Annotated in this window: 18 protein-coding genes and 1 tRNA gene; 6 read left to right on the forward strand and 13 right to left on the reverse strand. The window is 48.3% G+C overall.

The genetic code is table 11. The annotated features are described in order from the left end of the window. Nucleotides 1–283 precede the first annotated feature (283 nt). On the forward strand, nucleotides 284–529 hold the full coding sequence (locus tag AB0763_RS03195; protein WP_306101110.1) for a Rho-binding antiterminator: 246 nt from the start codon (nucleotides 284–286) through the stop codon (nucleotides 527–529). A 284-nt stretch (nucleotides 530–813) separates the two neighbouring features. Here AB0763_RS03195 and AB0763_RS03200 read toward each other — a convergent pair whose 3' ends face one another. The 9 genes from AB0763_RS03200 to rpsU form a co-directional block, all read right to left on the reverse strand. Then, the gene (locus tag AB0763_RS03200; RefSeq protein WP_193283561.1) at nucleotides 814–1,311 is read right to left on the reverse strand and encodes a hypothetical protein; all 498 of its coding nucleotides are present in this window, start codon (nucleotides 1,309–1,311) and stop codon (nucleotides 814–816) included. A 2-nt stretch (nucleotides 1,312–1,313) separates the two neighbouring features. Beyond that, on the reverse strand, nucleotides 1,314–2,228 hold the full coding sequence (locus AB0763_RS03205; RefSeq protein ID WP_306101111.1) for a DUF6731 family protein: 915 nt from the start codon (nucleotides 2,226–2,228) through the stop codon (nucleotides 1,314–1,316). Nucleotides 2,229–2,356: 128 nt separating this feature from the next. After that, on the reverse strand, nucleotides 2,357–2,485 hold the full coding sequence (locus AB0763_RS03210; protein ID WP_306101255.1) for a hypothetical protein: 129 nt from the start codon (nucleotides 2,483–2,485) through the stop codon (nucleotides 2,357–2,359). Next, the gene (locus AB0763_RS03215; RefSeq protein ID WP_306101112.1) at nucleotides 2,478–2,813 is read right to left on the reverse strand and encodes a helix-turn-helix domain-containing protein; all 336 of its coding nucleotides are present in this window, start codon (nucleotides 2,811–2,813) and stop codon (nucleotides 2,478–2,480) included. Before AB0763_RS03215 ends, AB0763_RS03210 begins: the two co-directional genes overlap by 8 nt. Before the next feature lie 335 nt (nucleotides 2,814–3,148). Then, nucleotides 3,149–3,224: transfer RNA gene (locus AB0763_RS03220), tRNA-Ile, on the reverse strand. 151 nt (nucleotides 3,225–3,375) lie between these two features. After that, a complete protein-coding gene (rpoD, locus tag AB0763_RS03225; protein ID WP_306101113.1) occupies nucleotides 3,376–5,265 on the reverse strand; it encodes an RNA polymerase sigma factor RpoD in 1,890 nt (629 codons plus the stop codon). Nucleotides 5,266–5,364: 99 nt separating this feature from the next. Continuing rightward, nucleotides 5,365–7,134: a DNA primase gene (gene dnaG, locus AB0763_RS03230; RefSeq protein ID WP_306101114.1), complete on the reverse strand. Its 1,770-nt coding sequence runs from the start codon at nucleotides 7,132–7,134 to the stop codon at nucleotides 5,365–5,367. Nucleotides 7,135–7,441: 307 nt separating this feature from the next. Next, nucleotides 7,442–7,885, reverse strand: coding sequence for a GatB/YqeY domain-containing protein (locus AB0763_RS03235; protein WP_306101115.1), 444 nt, complete (start codon nucleotides 7,883–7,885; stop codon nucleotides 7,442–7,444). Between the two features lie 25 nt (nucleotides 7,886–7,910). Further along, on the reverse strand, nucleotides 7,911–8,126 hold the full coding sequence (rpsU, locus tag AB0763_RS03240) for a 30S ribosomal protein S21 (protein ID WP_001145625.1): 216 nt from the start codon (nucleotides 8,124–8,126) through the stop codon (nucleotides 7,911–7,913). Between the two features lie 227 nt (nucleotides 8,127–8,353). Here rpsU and tsaD point away from each other — a divergent pair, with 227 nt between their 5' ends. Further along, nucleotides 8,354–9,385 carry a tRNA (adenosine(37)-N6)-threonylcarbamoyltransferase complex transferase subunit TsaD gene (gene tsaD, locus AB0763_RS03245; RefSeq protein ID WP_306101117.1) on the forward strand — a complete coding sequence of 344 codons (1,032 nt, stop codon included), beginning with the start codon at nucleotides 8,354–8,356 and terminating at the stop codon, nucleotides 9,383–9,385. Between the two features lie 108 nt (nucleotides 9,386–9,493). On the opposite strand, the gene plsY is transcribed toward tsaD, so the two are convergent. Further along, nucleotides 9,494–10,096: a glycerol-3-phosphate 1-O-acyltransferase PlsY gene (plsY, locus tag AB0763_RS03250; protein WP_306101118.1), complete on the reverse strand. Its 603-nt coding sequence runs from the start codon at nucleotides 10,094–10,096 to the stop codon at nucleotides 9,494–9,496. A 220-nt stretch (nucleotides 10,097–10,316) separates the two neighbouring features. On the opposite strand from plsY, the gene folB reads away from it, so the two are divergent. Together folB and folK are read left to right on the forward strand one after the other, a co-directional pair. Continuing rightward, nucleotides 10,317–10,676 (forward strand): bifunctional dihydroneopterin aldolase/7,8-dihydroneopterin epimerase, encoded by a 360-nt coding sequence (gene folB / locus AB0763_RS03255; RefSeq protein WP_306101119.1) that lies wholly within the window; start codon nucleotides 10,317–10,319, stop codon nucleotides 10,674–10,676. Further along, a complete protein-coding gene (folK, locus tag AB0763_RS03260; RefSeq protein ID WP_306101120.1) occupies nucleotides 10,673–11,170 on the forward strand; it encodes a 2-amino-4-hydroxy-6-hydroxymethyldihydropteridine diphosphokinase in 498 nt (165 codons plus the stop codon). Before folB ends, folK begins: the two co-directional genes overlap by 4 nt. 34 nt (nucleotides 11,171–11,204) lie before the next feature. On the opposite strand, the gene cca is transcribed toward folK, so the two are convergent. Further along, a complete protein-coding gene (gene cca, locus AB0763_RS03265; protein ID WP_306101121.1) occupies nucleotides 11,205–12,320 on the reverse strand; it encodes a multifunctional CCA tRNA nucleotidyl transferase/2'3'-cyclic phosphodiesterase/2'nucleotidase/phosphatase in 1,116 nt (371 codons plus the stop codon). Between the two features lie 103 nt (nucleotides 12,321–12,423). Here cca and AB0763_RS03270 point away from each other — a divergent pair, with 103 nt between their 5' ends. Together AB0763_RS03270 and AB0763_RS03275 are read left to right on the forward strand one after the other, a co-directional pair. Further along, a complete protein-coding gene (locus tag AB0763_RS03270; RefSeq protein WP_306101122.1) occupies nucleotides 12,424–14,136 on the forward strand; it encodes an ExeA family protein in 1,713 nt (570 codons plus the stop codon). Further along, the gene (locus AB0763_RS03275; RefSeq protein ID WP_306101123.1) at nucleotides 14,136–14,936 is read left to right on the forward strand and encodes a general secretion pathway protein GspB; all 801 of its coding nucleotides are present in this window, start codon (nucleotides 14,136–14,138) and stop codon (nucleotides 14,934–14,936) included. The genes AB0763_RS03270 and AB0763_RS03275 overlap by 1 nt, the downstream gene beginning before the upstream one ends. Nucleotides 14,937–15,100: 164 nt before the next feature. Here AB0763_RS03275 and AB0763_RS03280 read toward each other — a convergent pair whose 3' ends face one another. Together AB0763_RS03280 and AB0763_RS03285 are read right to left on the reverse strand one after the other, a co-directional pair. Continuing rightward, nucleotides 15,101–15,712 (reverse strand): TIGR04211 family SH3 domain-containing protein, encoded by a 612-nt coding sequence (locus AB0763_RS03280; protein WP_306101124.1) that lies wholly within the window; start codon nucleotides 15,710–15,712, stop codon nucleotides 15,101–15,103. A 241-nt stretch (nucleotides 15,713–15,953) separates the two neighbouring features. After that, nucleotides 15,954–17,216 carry an inorganic phosphate transporter gene (locus tag AB0763_RS03285; protein WP_306101125.1) on the reverse strand — a complete coding sequence of 421 codons (1,263 nt, stop codon included), beginning with the start codon at nucleotides 17,214–17,216 and terminating at the stop codon, nucleotides 15,954–15,956. Nucleotides 17,217–17,224 lie beyond the last annotated feature (8 nt).

Raw genomic sequence — 17,224 nt, forward strand, 5'->3', positions numbered from 1 at the left:
TATAGAGGTGTAAGCGGCGACTGTCCTAGAACTTGTGCGGTGGGTGTCCGATACATATGTTTTACAACATGGGTGTCCCAATTAGATGTGGGTGTCCAATCCAAAGAAGCACTTGAATGATTCGACTTTGATCGGCTCTCAATATAGATGGCTGTCCTTTGATATTCAGTCTGACGAGAGCAACTTTGGTCGTGTAATGCTCTATAATGTGGCTGTCCAGTGTGAAAAGAGCGGTGACATTGGCGATGGACTCTCTCGTCAATGACTTAGCCTAGGGGGAAGTATGATTCGTTGCGGTCATTATGATTATATTGAGTTGGTGTGTTTATTTCGTTACCCCATAGAGCTGACGCTGAAGTCGGGTGAGGTGATGACCGGGGTCGCGCGCGATACCGTCAGAAATCAAGCTCGAGAGGAGTGTATTTTACTGTGCGGTGAAACTGGGGAGGCGTTGATTATACTGGATCGCATTCACAAGCTGAAAGTCTTAGTCGAAAACCCTCATTTAAAAGAAGTGGTTTTGGAGTGAGGGCAAGTGGGTGTCCTTGTGGTGCGCAGGTTGTATGCAACGTTGAGAATATCAATAAAGAGTCTTTCAGCACTCTTATTAATATCATTAAAACCAGCTCTGTTCTGAGTTGTCACCACATTGGCGAATATCGCAAATCTTTCCGCTAACGACTTAAGGGAATCTTCTCGCTTTATGTTCATAGCTCTACTTTTTCTGTTTGAGATATAAAAACTTACATGTACATCAGGCTTTCCTACGTGACCAAAAGGTTTCGCACTACTCAGATAAACTTCTGTACCTAACTAAAGGTTGTTGGAGAACTTTTTAAACTCCCTCCAAGTCACATAAAACTCTTTAAAGGCAATAATCAGAATCCCAACACCAAATTGAGCAAACAAACATGCATATAAGTAAGTTTGCTGACTATCCCCCTCTCCGATATTTAACGTTAAAGAGTCAGGGATAAACATAGTAATAAGAAAGACAACACAAACGGCTAACAACCATCCCATAGTTGAGTGCAACTTGGATGTAAGAGTCTTCAGATACCCCGTTTTCTTTGTATTTTCAACTAAAGCATGAGAAGACGAAGTCAGCAAAGTAATTGACCCCATTGCAAAACCAAAAAGAATTCCAGCAAATGTTGCGACCGTTGAAGCAATAGGCTGCAAATGTGCCATCTTCAATTGGCTAATAATTGGCCAAGAAAAATACATAATTAATAATGTGCAAGGATACACGCTTAGGCTTGCTAAACGTGTTAAGTTAAAACCCTTTGTCGTTGCACTTTTATCAATCATACTTATGCCAATCTATCGTTTAACTCGCCAAAAAAGCTGATTAACTCAGGTTCTTTAGCGTGCCTAGCTTCTTCTAACTTATCCCACATATCAAATCCATTAGGATAACGAGCATTCATATCTACAGAATCATAGTGCATCAATCTATCTGTAACCAAATCAATAGGGTGCTCAATTCCAGTCTGTTCATGCTCAGTTACCAAGTCTAGTTTTTTTACTTCTAGAGTTTCTTGAAGCTCTCTCAAAGCCCTCTTAAAACTGCTATCCAAATAACGTTCTACTGGGTCATCAGAACGAGCATCACCTCTGAACACTAAATTCATACTTGCCGAACGCGTACCATTAAGAGCTGCAATAATGGAGTTATTAAAATCGTGTTCTATATCGCGGAGTAGTTCAGGATTTCTAGGACGAGCGATTGTGATTTTTGCTGACTTTACCTGAACATGACCATCAGCAAGCCATGCCAAGTTAGCAGGCTCAATAATCGGGTTTAGAACTGTGGTGTAATTTGCTGGAGACAGGTAAGCTCCCAATGTCTGCCAGTTTACACACAACCTATTCCGTTGAATGATAAGAAGTGAGTAATCTTGATAGTAGACAAAATGAGTCTTTTCCAAAAGATTCTCATTCTCCTCTAACGGCAACTCTCTCTCTTCTCCTCCTGCAATAGCCGCATGAGGAAGATTATTCTTTCTATGTCGCCCGATAACACCTCGATATCCGTAATCTGTTTCTCGGATATCTCTTAGCTCTACCAATTGATTCTTTACTGTTTTTACTGTGTTCTCTCGCCCTTGCTGAAACAGGTCAAACAGTTGCCTAAACGCTCCTGTTGTATCAAGAGGCAAAGCATTAGCTAATGATGTTTGAGTCTCACATGCATAGAAATCGAAGAAAAAAGTTTTTGTCGCCATAAAATCTCCAACTAACTGCGATAGTCGTGTGATTATGTTATATGCAACTATAATACATGAGATGTGAGCATCTTTGAATGCAATACCTTGCATTGCGTGGAATTTAGCCTCATAGATTTAGGGGAGGTTTACACAGTGTGTTTCCATTCATTTTCATAGATGAATGAGAACTCTGTTTCTGTTCCGACAGGAAGAATCAAACGACCAATTTTGGTATTCGTACCGATAAACACGTCTAACTGTTGTAACTTACTCATACCAACCGTCCTCATTGCTTCTCACGCTGTTTTCAGCTTGGGAGGTTATTTGGCTATGTGGACGAACAAATAGGTTTAAATCGATAAGGCGTAAAGATAGCCCTAAGATGTCCATGAGGACGAGTACATTGGCAAAGGTGACACTGGTATCGCCTTTTTCTACCTTTATGACGGTTCTACGAGATAAGTTGGCTTTTGAAGCGAGATCATCAATACGCCAGCCTCTATCGGTGCGCTTTGAGCGAATGGCGCTCCCCAGCGTTTCCATACTGAACTCGGTATTCAAATCAGGCATAGGTTGTGCCTTTACCATCTTACCTTTTTTCATAAGTGCCTTTTAATGTACTTTTGTCACTATTGGATTCGTCTTAATATATAAGTTCACTATAACTCACTTTTGTTGTGACTGTATAAGAAATTAGCTATAAGTGCAATTTAAGTTACTTATGGTTGGTTTGCGAGTTTAATACCTCTCTTTGTTCTCTATGAGAGAGTTTTATCAGCCAGAACGACATATTTGGCAACAGCGTAGTATTCGGATTAGTATTGGAAGAAGACAGAGAAGAGTGCGTGATCGGGGCTTACCTGACCCATTACCTGACCCAAAATCGTCAGGTACAAAAAAAGGTTAGTAAACACTACGCTTACTAACCTTCTGGAATTTGGTGGCCCCTCGCAGACTTGAACTGCGGACCAATCGATTATGAGTCGACTGCTCTAACCACTGAGCTAAGGGGCCATTTGAGGTGAGATTATAGGGGAACAGAGCGGGGCTGTCTAGTTAGTAAGGGACGAATTGCGCTTATAATTTATTCACTTAGCGATGCGGATAACAAAAAAGGCGAGCTATTGCTCACCTTTTGTTCAGTCGATAAAGCCAACGTTTTCTGTTATTCGTCTAAGAAGCTGCGCAGAGTTTCTGAACGGCTAGGGTGACGAAGTTTACGCAAGGCTTTCGCTTCAATCTGACGAATACGCTCACGGGTTACATCAAACTGTTTACCCACTTCTTCTAGCGTGTGATCGGTATTCATATCGATACCAAAACGCATGCGCAGAACTTTCGCTTCACGTGGCGTTAGGCCAGAAAGAACGTCTTTGGTTGCCAACTTGAGGCTGGTTGCCGTCGCAGAATCTAACGGCAGCTCAAGCGTGGTATCTTCAATGAAATCACCAAGATGAGAATCTTCATCATCACCAATTGGGGTTTCCATAGAGATAGGCTCTTTCGCGATTTTCAATACCTTACGGATCTTGTCTTCAGGCATTTGCATGCGCTCTGCCAATTCTTCTGGCAATGGCTCACGACCCATTTCTTGTAGCATTTGACGAGAGATACGGTTTAGCTTGTTGATCGTCTCAATCATGTGCACCGGGATACGAATCGTACGCGCTTGGTCAGCAATCGAACGAGTAATCGCCTGACGGATCCACCATGTTGCATAAGTCGAGAACTTGTAACCGCGACGGTATTCAAACTTATCCACCGCCTTCATCAAACCAATGTTACCTTCTTGAATCAAATCCAAGAACTGTAGACCGCGGTTGGTGTACTTTTTGGCAATCGAAATCACCAAACGCAAGTTCGCTTCAACCATCTCTTTTTTCGCACGGCGGGCTTTGGCTTCACCGATAGACATACGACGGCTGATGTCTTTAATGCTTTGTACCGTTAGAGACGTTTCTTCTTCAATCGATTTTAACTTGGCAATCGAGCGGCGAATGTCGTCTTCATAACGGCGGATCTTGTCGGCGTAAGGTTTGTCTGACGCTAAGACTTCATCAAGCCAAGCTTCCGTCGACTCATTACCGGTAAACAAGGCGATGAACGATTTCTTCGGCATTTTGCCGTATTCAACCGTAGCACGCATGATCAAACGCTCTTGGGTACGAACGCGATCCATCGAGGTGCGCAATTCGTTAACCAAGTAATCAAATTGTTTTGGCGTTAGGCGGAACTCGCGGAAAACGTCCAATAACAATTCGCGGGCGATCGTCGATTTAGGTGCGTCAGAGCCGTGCTCATTCACCGACAACTGGTAGTTTTGGAAGGTGTTGCGAAGCTGGGTAAATTTCTCAAGCGCAAGCTCGGGATCAATACCGGTTTCTTCTTCATCTTCGTTATCGTCGTTGTCGCTGTCTTCATCTTCATCGTCGTCGTCGCTATCATCGTCTTTTTTACGAGATTTTAGCTCGTCGTCTTCGATGTCGGTTTCAGACAACTCAGAGCCGATGTGTGTTGCGGTTGGCGCAGCAGCATCGTCAGCATCAGGGTCAACAAAGCCAGAAACCAGATCCGTAAGACGCAATTCTTCGGCTTGGACCTTATCAAATTGCTCTAGGATGTATGGAATCGTACCTGGGTATTCAGCAACCGACGACTGAACTTGGTTGATACCGTCTTCGATGCGTTTAGCGATGTCGATTTCGCCTTCGCGGGTTAACAGTTCAACGGTACCCATTTCACGCATGTACATGCGAACGGGATCGGTCGTGCGGCCAATTTCACTTTCTACACTAGAAAGTGCTGCAGCAGCAGCTTCGGCGGCATCTTCATCTGTGATGTTATTATCATCGTTTAAGGCAAGATCATCGGCATCTGGGGCGGTTTCTACGACCTTAATGCCCATGTCATTGATCATCTGAATGATGTCTTCTACCTGTTCTGAATCGACGATTTCAGCGGGTAGGTGGTCATTGACTTCGGCGTAGGTCAGATAGCCTTGCTCTTTGCCCTTGATGACTAGGAGTTTTAGCTGTGACTGCGGATTTTGATCCATAGACGGTATCCAACTTCGTAATCTGGTAAAGGAATCAGTATGCGAAATGCAAACCACTTATTATAACAAATTAAATTGTTGCTGACTAATTAATCAGGGTTACGCTTTTAAATCTAACGTTAACGCTAGCAGCTCCCTTTTCTCATCGGTTGATAAACCGACGCTTCTGGCTTTGGCCTGCAGTTCTTCAATTTGTTTTTCGACACATTGAGATAATATTTTATCCAATGAGTCCAAAAATACTTCTTGTTGTATCTCCTCGGCTAACGGGAGATCCCAACTCGCTAAGCGAGCAATTAGCGCCCCTTGAGGGTGATCTCGCCAATGTTCCAACAATTGGCCTGTATTGATATTGGGATGCGATTGGCAAAAATCAAGCACGACTAACAATAAATTCAATCCTGGCAGCGATAAATGTCGCACACTGTCAAGGTTTGGCACCATGTCTGCGTAATGAGGATTTTGCAAAAGCAGGGCAATGACCTCGCGCATTGGAGTGCGTTTGAGCTCTTTATGAGGTTGAGGACGCGTTGGCGTCGCATGGTTCTGAACTTTATTAAGGCTAGACTGTATCGCCTCAGAACTCAAACCGGTGCGCAGAGAAAGTTCATCCCACAAAAACAATTTGAGTGACTCATCTTTCACTGAGTTGATCAGTGGCTCTGCCAAGTGGACCACTCGAAAGCGCCCCTCACGGCTGCTGTTGTCGACCACTTTTTCCATCAGACCGCGAAAGAAAAAGTCAGACAGTGGCATGGCTTGCTGAACTTGTTGTTCAAATACGGCTTTGCCCTGGGTGCGAATAAAGGAGTCGGGATCTTCTTTATCGGGCAAAAACATAAACTTCAGCGTTTTGTTGCCATTGAGGTAGGGCAGGGCGTTTTCCAGCGCACGCCACGCTGCCTCGCGACCTGCTCGGTCACCGTCATAGCAACACACGACGGTCGCGCTTTGTCGAAACAACAACTGCAAGTGATCGGCGGTGGTGGAGGTGCCAAGCGAGGCGACGGCATAATCGACGCCAAATTGCGCCAACGCCACCACATCCATATAGCCTTCGACCACCAAAATCTGTGGTGGCTCGCGATAAGCCTGCATCACTTCATACAAGCCGTACAGCTCTTTGCCCTTGTGAAAGATCGGCGTTTCTGGCGAGTTTAGGTATTTCGGAGTCCCATCGCCAATCACTCGTCCGCCAAAAGCGATCACTCGGCCGCGACGGTCGCGGATCGGAAACATCACCCGCCCGCGAAAACGATCGTAGCGATTGCCGTTGTCGTTTTCGATCAGCATGCCACCGCTGATCAGCGCTTGCTGAGCCTGGGGGCTTTGGCCAAACTGCTTACGCACATTGTCCCACTCATCGGTGACATAGCCGATGTTAAATTTATCGACCACTTCTTTTGATAAGCCGCGCTGTTTGAGGTAATCAATCGCTACCTTACTGTGCGGTTTACTCAATTGTTGGCGGTAAAATTGGGCAATGGCGGTGAGCAGATCGTACAAAGAACGCTTTTGTTCTTTGTTGGCCTGTGGCGCGTTGTTGTTGTTTTGGTATCCGGGGCGTTGTTCTCTTGGTACGTCAAGACCGATTGAGGATGCCAGCTCTTCAATCGCTTCGGGAAAGTCGAGGCGTTCGTACTCCATCATAAAATCGATGGCATTACCGTGAACACCACAGCCAAAGCAATGGTAAAACTGTTTGTCTTGACTGACGCTAAAAGACGGGGTTTTTTCGTTGTGAAACGGGCAGCAGGCGGAGTAGTTTTTCCCTTTTTTCTTCAGTTTTACGCGTGCATCAATGATGTCGACAATATCGAGTCGAGCCAGTAAGTCATCAATAAAACTGCGAGGGATGTGTCCAGCCATAAAACCTTTGTCACATTGAATAAACAGAAAGTCATACCAGTCTGATTGCGCATGCGGTCAGTGATAGCAAAGACAACGTGATAACAAGGCAAACTTTTCTTCTACAACACGAAGCGAAATCGTGATTCTACAAGCGATGGATTGACACTGTTATCGAGCTTGCTACTCGCGAGAGCAACTTGCTAAAGCATGAGATTGGTATGAGTTTACAGCGGCTCAACCAAGCGCGCTGTCTTCTTTTGCCTAGATACAAACAAGCCGTGCAGTTCCAAAGAAGAGCACGGCTTGTTGCATAAGCATATTGGGATTAGCCTAGTTGAGCTTTGACAAGACCACTGACTTTTCCCATATCTGCACGCCCCTGAATCTTAGGTTTGAGTTCGGCCATAACCTTACCCATGTCTTGCATGCCTGCAGCACCAGAATCTGTAATTGCCTGCGCAATAAAGGCAGTAATTTCATCTTCGCTGAGCGCTTGTGGCATGAAATCTTCAAGAACCTTGATTTCAGCACTTTCTGCATCCGCTAAGTCTTGACGACCCGCCGATTCATATTGAGCGACAGAATCGCGACGTTGTTTCACCATTTTGGTCAATACCGCTAAGATGTCGTCGTCGGAAAGAGTGATCTTTTCGTCAACTTCTCTTTGCTTAATCGCCGAAAGGGCTAAACGAATTGTGCCAAGGCGTAATTTATCCTTGGCTTTCATCGCTAATTTTTGCTCTTCTTTGAGTTGTTCAATCAGAGCCATAACTGTTCTCTCTTGAGTTCAGTTATTAGTACAGGCGAACGCGACGTGCGTTTTCGCGAGCAAGCTTTTTAGCGTGACGCTTTTGAGCTGCTGCTTTAGCGCGTTTGCGAACGGTAGTTGGTTTCTCGTAGTGCTCACGACGACGCACTTCAGAAAGGATACCTGCTTTTTCGCAAGAGCGCTTGAAACGACGTAGAGCAACGTCGAACGGTTCGTTTTCACGTACTTTAACTACTGGCATATGCCTTTCACCTCAGGGGTTATTCGTTAGCGCTGGTAATCTTGGGCGGCAAACAGCATTTTGTTTGCGGCTTAACCAGCTAGATCAAAAATGGTGCGGAATTTTAATCCGATTTGATGGCCTTTGTAAAGCCTTTTGTCGTTTATTGTCTGTACAAAATTTGTTTACCACGACAATGCACGTTAATATAGCGTCAATTTTTAAGTTGAGTACAAACAGAGAATAGCATGCGCATAATTGGGATTGAAACATCTTGCGATGAAACGGGCATTGCCATCTACGATGATGAAAAAGGGTTATTAGCGCATCAGTTATACAGCCAAGTTAAGTTGCACGCCGATTATGGCGGGGTGGTCCCTGAGCTGGCTTCGCGCGATCACGTCAAAAAAACCATTCCTTTGATCAAGGCCGCGCTCACAGAAGCCAACTTGACCAAAGATGACATCGACGGCATTGCCTATACGGCTGGGCCTGGGTTAGTCGGCGCCTTATTGGTGGGGGCCACGATTGGCCGCAGTTTGGCGTTTGCCTGGGGGGTACCGGCGGTGCCTGTCCATCACATGGAAGGGCATTTGTTGGCGCCAATGCTCGAAGATACAGCGCCAGAGTTTCCCTTTGTGGCGGTGTTGGTATCGGGGGGACACTCGATGATCGTCGAAGTTCGCGGCATTGGTGAATACACCATTTTAGGCGAATCGATAGACGATGCTGCTGGCGAAGCCTTTGATAAAACAGCGAAATTAATGGGCTTGGATTACCCAGGCGGCCCGTTGTTATCAAAGCTTGCCGAACAGGGCACACCAGGGCGTTTTAAGTTTCCGCGTCCAATGACCGACAGACCTGGGCTTGATATGAGCTTTTCTGGGCTCAAGACGTTTACCGCCAATACCATCGCGGCCAATGGCGATGATGAGCAAACGCACGCCGACATTGCGTTGGCCTTTGAAGAGGCAGTGTGTGCAACTCTGGCGATTAAATGCCGCCGCGCTCTAGAGCAAACGGGCTTAAAGCGGATTGTGATGGCGGGCGGTGTCAGTGCCAATCGACGTTTGCGCGCCGAGCTTGCCCAGTTGGCCGACAAAATCGGTGGCGAGGTTTTTTACCCGCGTACCGAGTTTTGTACTGATAACGGGGCCATGATCGCCTATGCCGGCATGCAGCGGTTGAAAAATGGCGATGTGGCGGATTTATCGGTGCAGGCGCGTCCGCGTTGGCCGATTGATGAGCTGCCCCCATTAAACGCCGCGTCTCAATCATAACGCTTTGGCGACACGCAACGACAAAACCGCGGTGAAATACCGCGGTTTTTTGTTGGCAGTAAGCTTATCCCCGCGCTGTCATTGAGCACCTACTTAATCAGTTTGGTACTACTCTGACGATGACGACTTGTGGCCAATTTTGGGCTCTTGGCCCGACCACAGACGGCGGATGTTTTTGTGGTGGCGCAAAATGATCAAGCAGCACAACATGCTTACTGGCAAGGTATAGTGGGGCTTAAAGGTCCAGGTATACAGAGGGGCGAGCAACACGGTGACAATCGCCGCTAAAGAGGAATAGCGAAAGAGCCAAGCCACGCACAGCCAGGTCGCCATTAAGAGCGCCGTGAGATCCAACCCTATCGGGGCAATGGCACCCAGTGCGGTTGCCACTCCTTTTCCGCCGCGAAAGTGAAAGAAGATCGGGTACATATGTCCCAAGCAGGCCGCAATGGCAATCAGGCCTAGGTAGAGCGTATCGACGCCGAGAAAGTAACTGCCCCAAACCGGGATCGTGCCTTTGAGCATATCGAAAATCAGCACGGCCGCCGCGATTTTTTTACCGCCGCTGCGCATCACATTGGTGGCGCCTGGGTTGTGGGAGCCGACATTTCTGGGATCGGGTAAGTGAAAGGCACGACAGATGAGCACGGCACTGGATACCGAGCCGAGCAAGTAGGCTGCTATCATCATCACGAGTGTGGTGGCATCCATCGTTTGTCCTTTTTATGGTGACTGAACTTGAATATTGTGCGTTTGGAATTGCTTAACTTTCGTGTGAGCCCTGAAATTTCGTCGATTGTTGACTTCATTTTGAACATTCAGCCAAGCTGACAAGTAAATCTCATGCACAGGGTTGCAATCATAACGTGAACCTTACCATAATACGATGGTTTCAGCCCAATTGGGTATCCGACCTCTACAGGGATTTCACATGTCATTGGACAAAGTATTTATCGAAGGTTTGACCGTTATTACCACGATCGGCGTGTACGATTGGGAACAAACCATACAACAAAAACTGGTGTTAGATATTGAGATGGCGCATGACAACCGTCCTGCCGGCCACAGCGATAACGTTGAACAAGCACTGGATTACGCCACCGTGAGTCAAGCGGTGATTGATCACATTGAAGGCGGTCGCTTTTTATTGGTTGAACGCGTGGCCGAAGAAGTCGCCGAGCTTATCATGAGTCGGTTCTCTGTGCCTTGGGTCAAAATCCGCCTTGCCAAACCAGGCGCGGTTGCCAAGGCGACGTCGGTAGGGGTTGTGATAGAACGCGGTCAGCAATGAGTGGCCCTCACACCCGAGTTTATATCGGGGTAGGCAGTAACATTGAGCCGGTACGCCATGTGCAAATCGCATGGCGTGAGTTGGCGAAGTTTGGTCAGGGGCGACGCGCTTCTTCTGTGTATCAATGTGAGGCGCAAGGGTTTGATGGCCCGCTCTTTTACAATTATGTGATCGCCCTGGACACCCATTTATCACTTGCCACGCTCAAACAACAATTGCGCGACATCGAAGTGCGTTGGGGAAGGCCGTCACAGCCGCAAAAGAACCAAAGCCGCTGTTTGGATTTAGACATTTTGCTCTATGGCGATACCGTGTGCGAGCAACCGGTGACCTTGCCAAGGCCAGATGTCTTTTGCTATGACTTTGTCATTTATCCCTTGCAAGAGCTGCAAAGTGACTTAATTATCCCCGGTGATGGGCGCACCATCGGCGAGATAGCGAAGACCCTACCAGCCAACCCCAGTTTACAGGTGGTGTCGGTAGCGCTTGATTGATCTTAGGCGCTCATTTATCTGATCTCACGTGCCGTTAACGCGGGCTTAAGAGCGCCGTCTCGATCGCTTGCTGGCGCTGTTGATTGAGAGCGTCCTTGATCGCGGCGCCTTTTACCCCAGTGGCGATAATATCTTGAACATCAATGCTCAATGCGGCGTGTAACGCCTGACGGTGGCGATCAAGCCACGGTGTGGGCAGCATCTGAAACGCACAAAAATGCGCCAGCCCAGTCAGCAGTCGCTCGCTTTTTCGCCATGCATCAACCCCCTGACACAATTGAAAAAAGGCGTCACTGTCTCGGTGTTGCGCTGGCTTGGCGTACTCGGTTTGGTATTGGTTCAGTTTGTCGATGATCATCAACGCATCACAGTACTCACGAGGCACTTTGAGCGTTTGCACCAAGGATTGCCAGTGAGGCGTGGCCAATGCGCCAAGTCCTAATGCCAGTCGCCACGGTAAAGAGGGGCACGTTTGGGCTGCCAAATCGAGACGCTGGCCAATACAGCGGGCCTCATCCTCGGTTAACGCCGTGAGAGCAAATAAGGCTTGGCAATCGCTTAACGCACGCACGAAATGACCGGGCTTATCGCTGGCTAAGGCTTTTTGCCACTCTTGCCAAACGCGTTCTGCCGGTAAACTCGATAGCTCACCAGAGGCACTCATGGCGGTCATCAGCGCTTGTGTTGGCGCGGCGATGGTAAAGTGAAAAGGCGCTAAAGTGGCGTAAAAGCGGGCCACGCGCAAGACACGCAATGGATCTTCGACAAAGGCATCAGAGACGTGGCGCAGTTTTCGAGCGTTTAAGTCTTGCTGGCCTTGATAGGGATCGTAAATTTGCCCATGCTCGTCGATGGCCATCGCATTGATGGTTAAGTCTCGCCGTGATAAATCCTGCTCAAGGGTGACATCCTTGGCAAAGTAGCAGTCAAATCCGGTGTAGCCCACGCCGTTCTTGCGTTCAATTCTGGCCAATGCGTATTCTTGTTTACTCTTAGGGTGCAAAAAGACAGGGAAGCTTTTCCCGACAGCGGTATAGCCAAGGGCGAGCATTTCTTCAGGTGAACTGCCGACTACGACATAGTCTTTATCTGCGACTTCTTTTCCGAGCAGTTGATCGCGAACCGCTCCGCCGACTAAATAAACTTGCACTTTTCCCCCTTAACTTGTCTAACACGCTGGACTTTATCATTGGCAATGGTAGTTTCTCACGTATATCCCTGACAAGGGAAGGGAACCTTTAATTGGAATCACTATGTATTTAGAGTTTTTTGACTTAAAAGAGCGGCCGTTTTCGATTGTTCCGACCGCTCGTTATTTCTTTTTGAGTCAACGCCATCAAGAGGCGATTACCCACTTGCAACACGGTTTGGATGATGCGGGGGGAGTGGCGATGCTCACCGGAGAGGTCGGGACCGGTAAAACGACCATCGCGAAATCCTTATTGGCGAGTTTAGATGCCAACACACAAGCGGTGTTTTTATTAACGCCCACGTTAGAGCGCAGTGAGCTTCTCGAGACCTTGTGTGACGAGTTCGGCCTTGAGTACGCGGTGAATGCCACGCAAAAAACGCTCCATCAATTGCTCAAACGCTTTTTAGAGCACAATGCCTCGCAGGGGAAAAAAACCTTGTTGGTGATCGATGAAGCGCAGCACTTATCAGCTGACGTGCTTGAGCAGTTGAGGTTGCTGACCAATTTAGACAATGATAAGCACCGGCTATTAAAGGTATTGCTCGTCGGTCAGCCCGAATTACAACAGCGCCTGCAAACCACGGCGTTGCGACAATTGGCACAGCGCATCACAGGTCGTTATCACTTGTTGCCGCTCAACGCCGATGAAACTAATGATTACTTGCAGTTTCGCTTACACACCGCTGGGGCAAGTGAGCCACTTTTTACTATCAAAGCGGCGAAAATGATCGCTGAGTACAGTCATGGTATTCCGCGTTTGATCAATTTAATCGCCGATAAAACCTTGCAACTGGCTTATCAAGATGGTGATAAAGCGCTTGATTTAACACGAGTGGAACAAGCGTGCCAGAGTGTGATGGCGTTTCAAGCCACTATTTATCAGCAGCCTCACGTCACCACTCGCTCTGTACATGATGGGGATGGCGGGCTAACTCGTCAGGTTAATCGCGATCAATGGGTGATATCGACGCGCTCGGTTTTGGCGTTTTGTAGCGTGGGCAGCCTTATTCTCAGTGCGTCGGTGTATGTTTATGCGCCGAGTTGGATTGAACGCTTTTTTCCAACACCGCCGCCAGAGGTGATAGAGCAAGTGGTCAAGCAGCAACACCTGACCAGTGAACAGCGCAATGTGTTGTTGGCGGAGCGACAACAAGCGCGCAGTGTTGAGCAACTGTATCGCATTTGGGGGTATCATGCCGACGGCAGCGCAGGGTTGTGTTTACCAGAGGAGCAACGCGCTTTTCAATGTCAGCGCCACACGTTGGACTTAACGCAAATCGAGCAGCGCAACCGGCCAGTGGTGCTGGTGCTTAATGATGACCATCTCAGTCGCTACGCCTTATTAGTTGGAGTGAATCGCGAGCAGGTGTTAATGCAAATCGGCAATCAACAAGTCGCGATGCCCAAAGCCTGGCTCGATGAGTATTGGCAGGGCGAGGTGATAAGCTTGCTCTATCGACCGTTACAGAACACGTTAAAACTCGGTATGCAAGGGCCAGAGGTGGCGTTGCTGGATACGCTCTTAGCGCGCGCTTTAAAACAGGCGCCCTTTCATGATGGCCAGGCAAGTGATGTACTCTTTGACGATAACTTAGCGCAGCGCGTCAAGCTGTTTCAGCAATGGCAAGGCATGAGTGTCGATGGCGTTGCAGGGCCGGCGACCTTATCGCGCCTACAAGATATCGCGGCGCCGCAAGCCCCGTCGTTACAAGCCATGAGCACGCCTTTGAACTCTCAAGCGGCCTTACAGCATGCGAATAAGGAGGGGGCGTAATGGCGATGTCAAATTCAAATATGCGCGGCATACTGACATTATTGGCGGTGATACCGGTTGGTGTATTTGCCTATCAGTGGTGGCAACTTAGCCCGCTGGATCTCCCTGAGCCGGTGGTAAAAACGCGTACGATAGCACAAGCTTCGCTTCGCGTGGTGGCGCCGATAGAACCTCAGACCTTGTCGCCGTTACCGAGAAAGCCCGGCTACGAGCGCCATGCGTTCGGCGCCGCGGATGAGCAAGGCGTGAAGGCAACCGATGTCGACGAGCCTGGCGATGTGCAAGACGTGTCCAATGACGCCGCGGGGTCAGAGTCGACTGTCACGCCGTCTTCAGTGACGTTGGCTCCTCAAGTCAGTGAAGAGAGCTTGGGCAAGCCGGTGAGCTCACAAAGCACGCAAATTAGCCAAGCTTCTGAGCGCAGCGATTTGTCCCTCAATGAGATCGATCTTTCTTCTCTGCCCGACGATTTGGCTTACCAGGTGCAAGCGGCGTTGTCAGACCATAGCCCAGCCCCTCAGCCACAGAGTGCCTCGGCGGGCGAAGAGGGGGAAAGCGTCAGTCAGCTGGATATTGAGCGCAGTCAATGGCGGGGGAAACTACCGGCGATGGATTTTCAAACTCATATCTACTCCAGCCGCAACGACAAGCGCTGGGTAAGAGTCAATGGTGAGGAGTATCATCAGGGGGATGAGATAGCCGATGGCGTTCGACTTGAGGCCATTCGCCCTCAATCGGTGATCGTCAGTTTTGAGCAGCAGCGTATCGAAATTCCCGCCCTGTTTGATTGGCAAGGTTAACCGCATGGCGGGTCAGTTTGGTCAGGGCGGCGAGTGGCGCGCTGTTTTCTAAACCAATCACACAAAAAATGGCACTCAATGAGTGCCATTTTTTATGATTTGCTTCGGCGTCTGTTTACGTACAGAAGAGGGCTAGTGCAAAAGCGCCATCTCAAAGCGAACGATTAAGCCCAACCAGAAGGGGACTTTTTACGACGTGGAATAAGGTGAGGCAAAATAAGACCGAGTAGTAACCCGCCGCCCGCAACACCACCGCCGTAAGTAAAATACTTGAGCAATAGATCGTCTTTTTGGGTGTCCAAACGCGCGCGCAGTTGGCGATTGTCCGATTGGGCAGCAATCAATTGTTGGTTAATCTCATTGAATTTGGTTTCCAGTTCAGAGATCTGTTGATTGCGAGTGTCGAGAGATTCGACCAAACCGGCTTTCTCAACATCGGCATTCTTTCGCGCATTGGCCAGTTGTGATTTGACTTTTTCCAGCTCTTTTTCGACGCGAGGTAAGCGAATTGCGATGCTTTCATTACCGCTGATGAATTTGCTCTGCACCCAGCCTTTGCGGCCTTTACCGTCAACAATTTGGGTAAAACCAGTTTCTTTATTGCTCGAAATCAGTTGTACCTTTTCACCAGCATTGACACTGCCGATAATGCGATAGTTGTTGGTTGGGCCTGAGTGCATGTAAGTAAATAAGTCATCAGAGATATAGTAATCCTGAGCCAGTGCGGCTGGAATAGCCAGCATGGATAAGAGAATCATGCCAATCAGTTTTTTCACGGTAAATCCTTTAGCAATTTAGTCGGGGTTTAAGGTGTGGTACCAATCTGATGTCGTTGAGTGTTTCATCTGGCTAGCCAGACAGGCCATTCGGTGAGATTGGTAACATTTATTGCATAGTAAAAACTTTCGCCCCGAGGTGCAACAAAGAAGGGAGGCAAAGCCTCCCTTATGACGATTTTCAGAAAAACATGACATTCATTTAACAGAATTGCCGGTCAAATGAACAGATTTTCGGCGATTAGGCTCCAAATACCGCAACCATCGCGTAGTAGAATAAGACCGCTAACAAGGCGCCGGCTGGTAAGGTGATGATCCACGAGGCAACGATATTGCGAACGACGCCAAGGTTAAGTGCACCGATACCACGAGCAAAGCCAACCCCCAATACGGCACCAACGAGGGTTTGCGTGGTTGAGATGGGCAAACCAGTACCGGATGCCAGTACCACGGTTGACGCGGTAGCCAATTGCGCGGCAAAGCCTCGGCTTGGGGTCAATTCTGTAATGCCGGTGCCGACCGTTGCCATCACGCGATGCCCCATGGTTGCAAGGCCAACGACAATACCAATGCCACCCAAAGGCAATATCCACCACGCGATGCTGCTTTGCGCGGCAATTTGCCCTAGGTTATCTACGGTGGCGACCACGGCAGACAAAGGCCCAATGGCGTTGGCCACATCGTTCGAGCCATGAGCAAACGCCATAGCACACGCGGTGATCACCATCAAAACGCTAAAAATGCTTTCAACGCCCGAGAAGTTGCGTTCTTCTTCGCGGTGAGCAAAGCGCTTTTGAATGTAAAGGTAGCCGCCGAGCATCACTAGAGCCGATAGCGCGATTGAAATGCCCCAAGCTTCGGCAGTACTGATGTGTAAGCCCAAGTGCGTTAAGCCCTTTTTGATGGTCACAAGCGCAATCACTATGGTGGTGATAAACATGTAGACCGGTACATAACGCTTGGCATTTTGCAAAGGACGCTCTGTGTCAAAGATCAGCTTTTGCGCACTAATAAAGATAAAATAAGCGAACAGGCCAGAAATAAAAGGCGTGATCACCCAACTACCGACAATGCTTTGCACAGAATGCCAGTCGACCGCGTGAGTACCGACGGACACACAGGCAAAGCCTATGATAGCTCCGATAATAGAGTGGGTGGTTGAGACCGGCCAGCCCATGTATGACGCCAACAGTAGCCAAGTCCCTGCCGCCAACAAGGCTGACATCATGCCATAGACCAATACTTCGGGGTTTTGGGTAAATAATGAGGTTTCGATTACGCCTTTGCGAATCGTGTCAGTCACTTCACCACCGGCGAGGTAGGCCCCGGCAAACTCAAAAATCATCGCGATAAAAATCGCTTGTTTGACCGTAAGCGCTTTCGAGCCCACGGAGGTGCCCATAGCGTTAGCAACGTCATTGGCACCAATACCAATAGCCATTAAAAAACCAAATACGGCTGCAACAATAATCAGAACCGTACCGTAATTTGCGAGGATATCCATCGTATTAC

Source organism: Vibrio sp. HB236076, assembly GCF_040957575.1.
Taxonomy (GTDB): domain Bacteria; phylum Pseudomonadota; class Gammaproteobacteria; order Enterobacterales; family Vibrionaceae; genus Vibrio.

Coding starts and splice junctions, on each gene's coding strand:
- AB0763_RS03285 (WP_306101125.1), bottom strand. CDS start 17,216: ATGGATATCCTCGCAAATTACGGTACGGTTCTGATTATTGTTGCAGCC.
- folK (WP_306101120.1), top strand. CDS start 10,673: ATGAGTGGCCCTCACACCCGAGTTTATATCGGGGTAGGCAGTAACATT.
- AB0763_RS03195 (WP_306101110.1), top strand. CDS start 284: ATGATTCGTTGCGGTCATTATGATTATATTGAGTTGGTGTGTTTATTT.
- folB (WP_306101119.1), top strand. CDS start 10,317: ATGTCATTGGACAAAGTATTTATCGAAGGTTTGACCGTTATTACCACG.
- AB0763_RS03275 (WP_306101123.1), top strand. CDS start 14,136: ATGGCGATGTCAAATTCAAATATGCGCGGCATACTGACATTATTGGCG.
- AB0763_RS03205 (WP_306101111.1), bottom strand. CDS start 2,228: ATGGCGACAAAAACTTTTTTCTTCGATTTCTATGCATGTGAGACTCAA.
- AB0763_RS03200 (WP_193283561.1), bottom strand. CDS start 1,311: ATGATTGATAAAAGTGCAACGACAAAGGGTTTTAACTTAACACGTTTA.
- AB0763_RS03210 (WP_306101255.1), bottom strand. CDS start 2,485: ATGAGTAAGTTACAACAGTTAGACGTGTTTATCGGTACGAATACCAAA.
- rpoD (WP_306101113.1), bottom strand. CDS start 5,265: ATGGATCAAAATCCGCAGTCACAGCTAAAACTCCTAGTCATCAAGGGC.
- plsY (WP_306101118.1), bottom strand. CDS start 10,096: ATGGATGCCACCACACTCGTGATGATGATAGCAGCCTACTTGCTCGGC.
- dnaG (WP_306101114.1), bottom strand. CDS start 7,134: ATGGCTGGACACATCCCTCGCAGTTTTATTGATGACTTACTGGCTCGA.
- AB0763_RS03270 (WP_306101122.1), top strand. CDS start 12,424: ATGTATTTAGAGTTTTTTGACTTAAAAGAGCGGCCGTTTTCGATTGTT.
- tsaD (WP_306101117.1), top strand. CDS start 8,354: ATGCGCATAATTGGGATTGAAACATCTTGCGATGAAACGGGCATTGCC.
- AB0763_RS03215 (WP_306101112.1), bottom strand. CDS start 2,813: ATGAAAAAAGGTAAGATGGTAAAGGCACAACCTATGCCTGATTTGAAT.
- rpsU (WP_001145625.1), bottom strand. CDS start 8,126: ATGCCAGTAGTTAAAGTACGTGAAAACGAACCGTTCGACGTTGCTCTA.
- AB0763_RS03235 (WP_306101115.1), bottom strand. CDS start 7,885: ATGGCTCTGATTGAACAACTCAAAGAAGAGCAAAAATTAGCGATGAAA.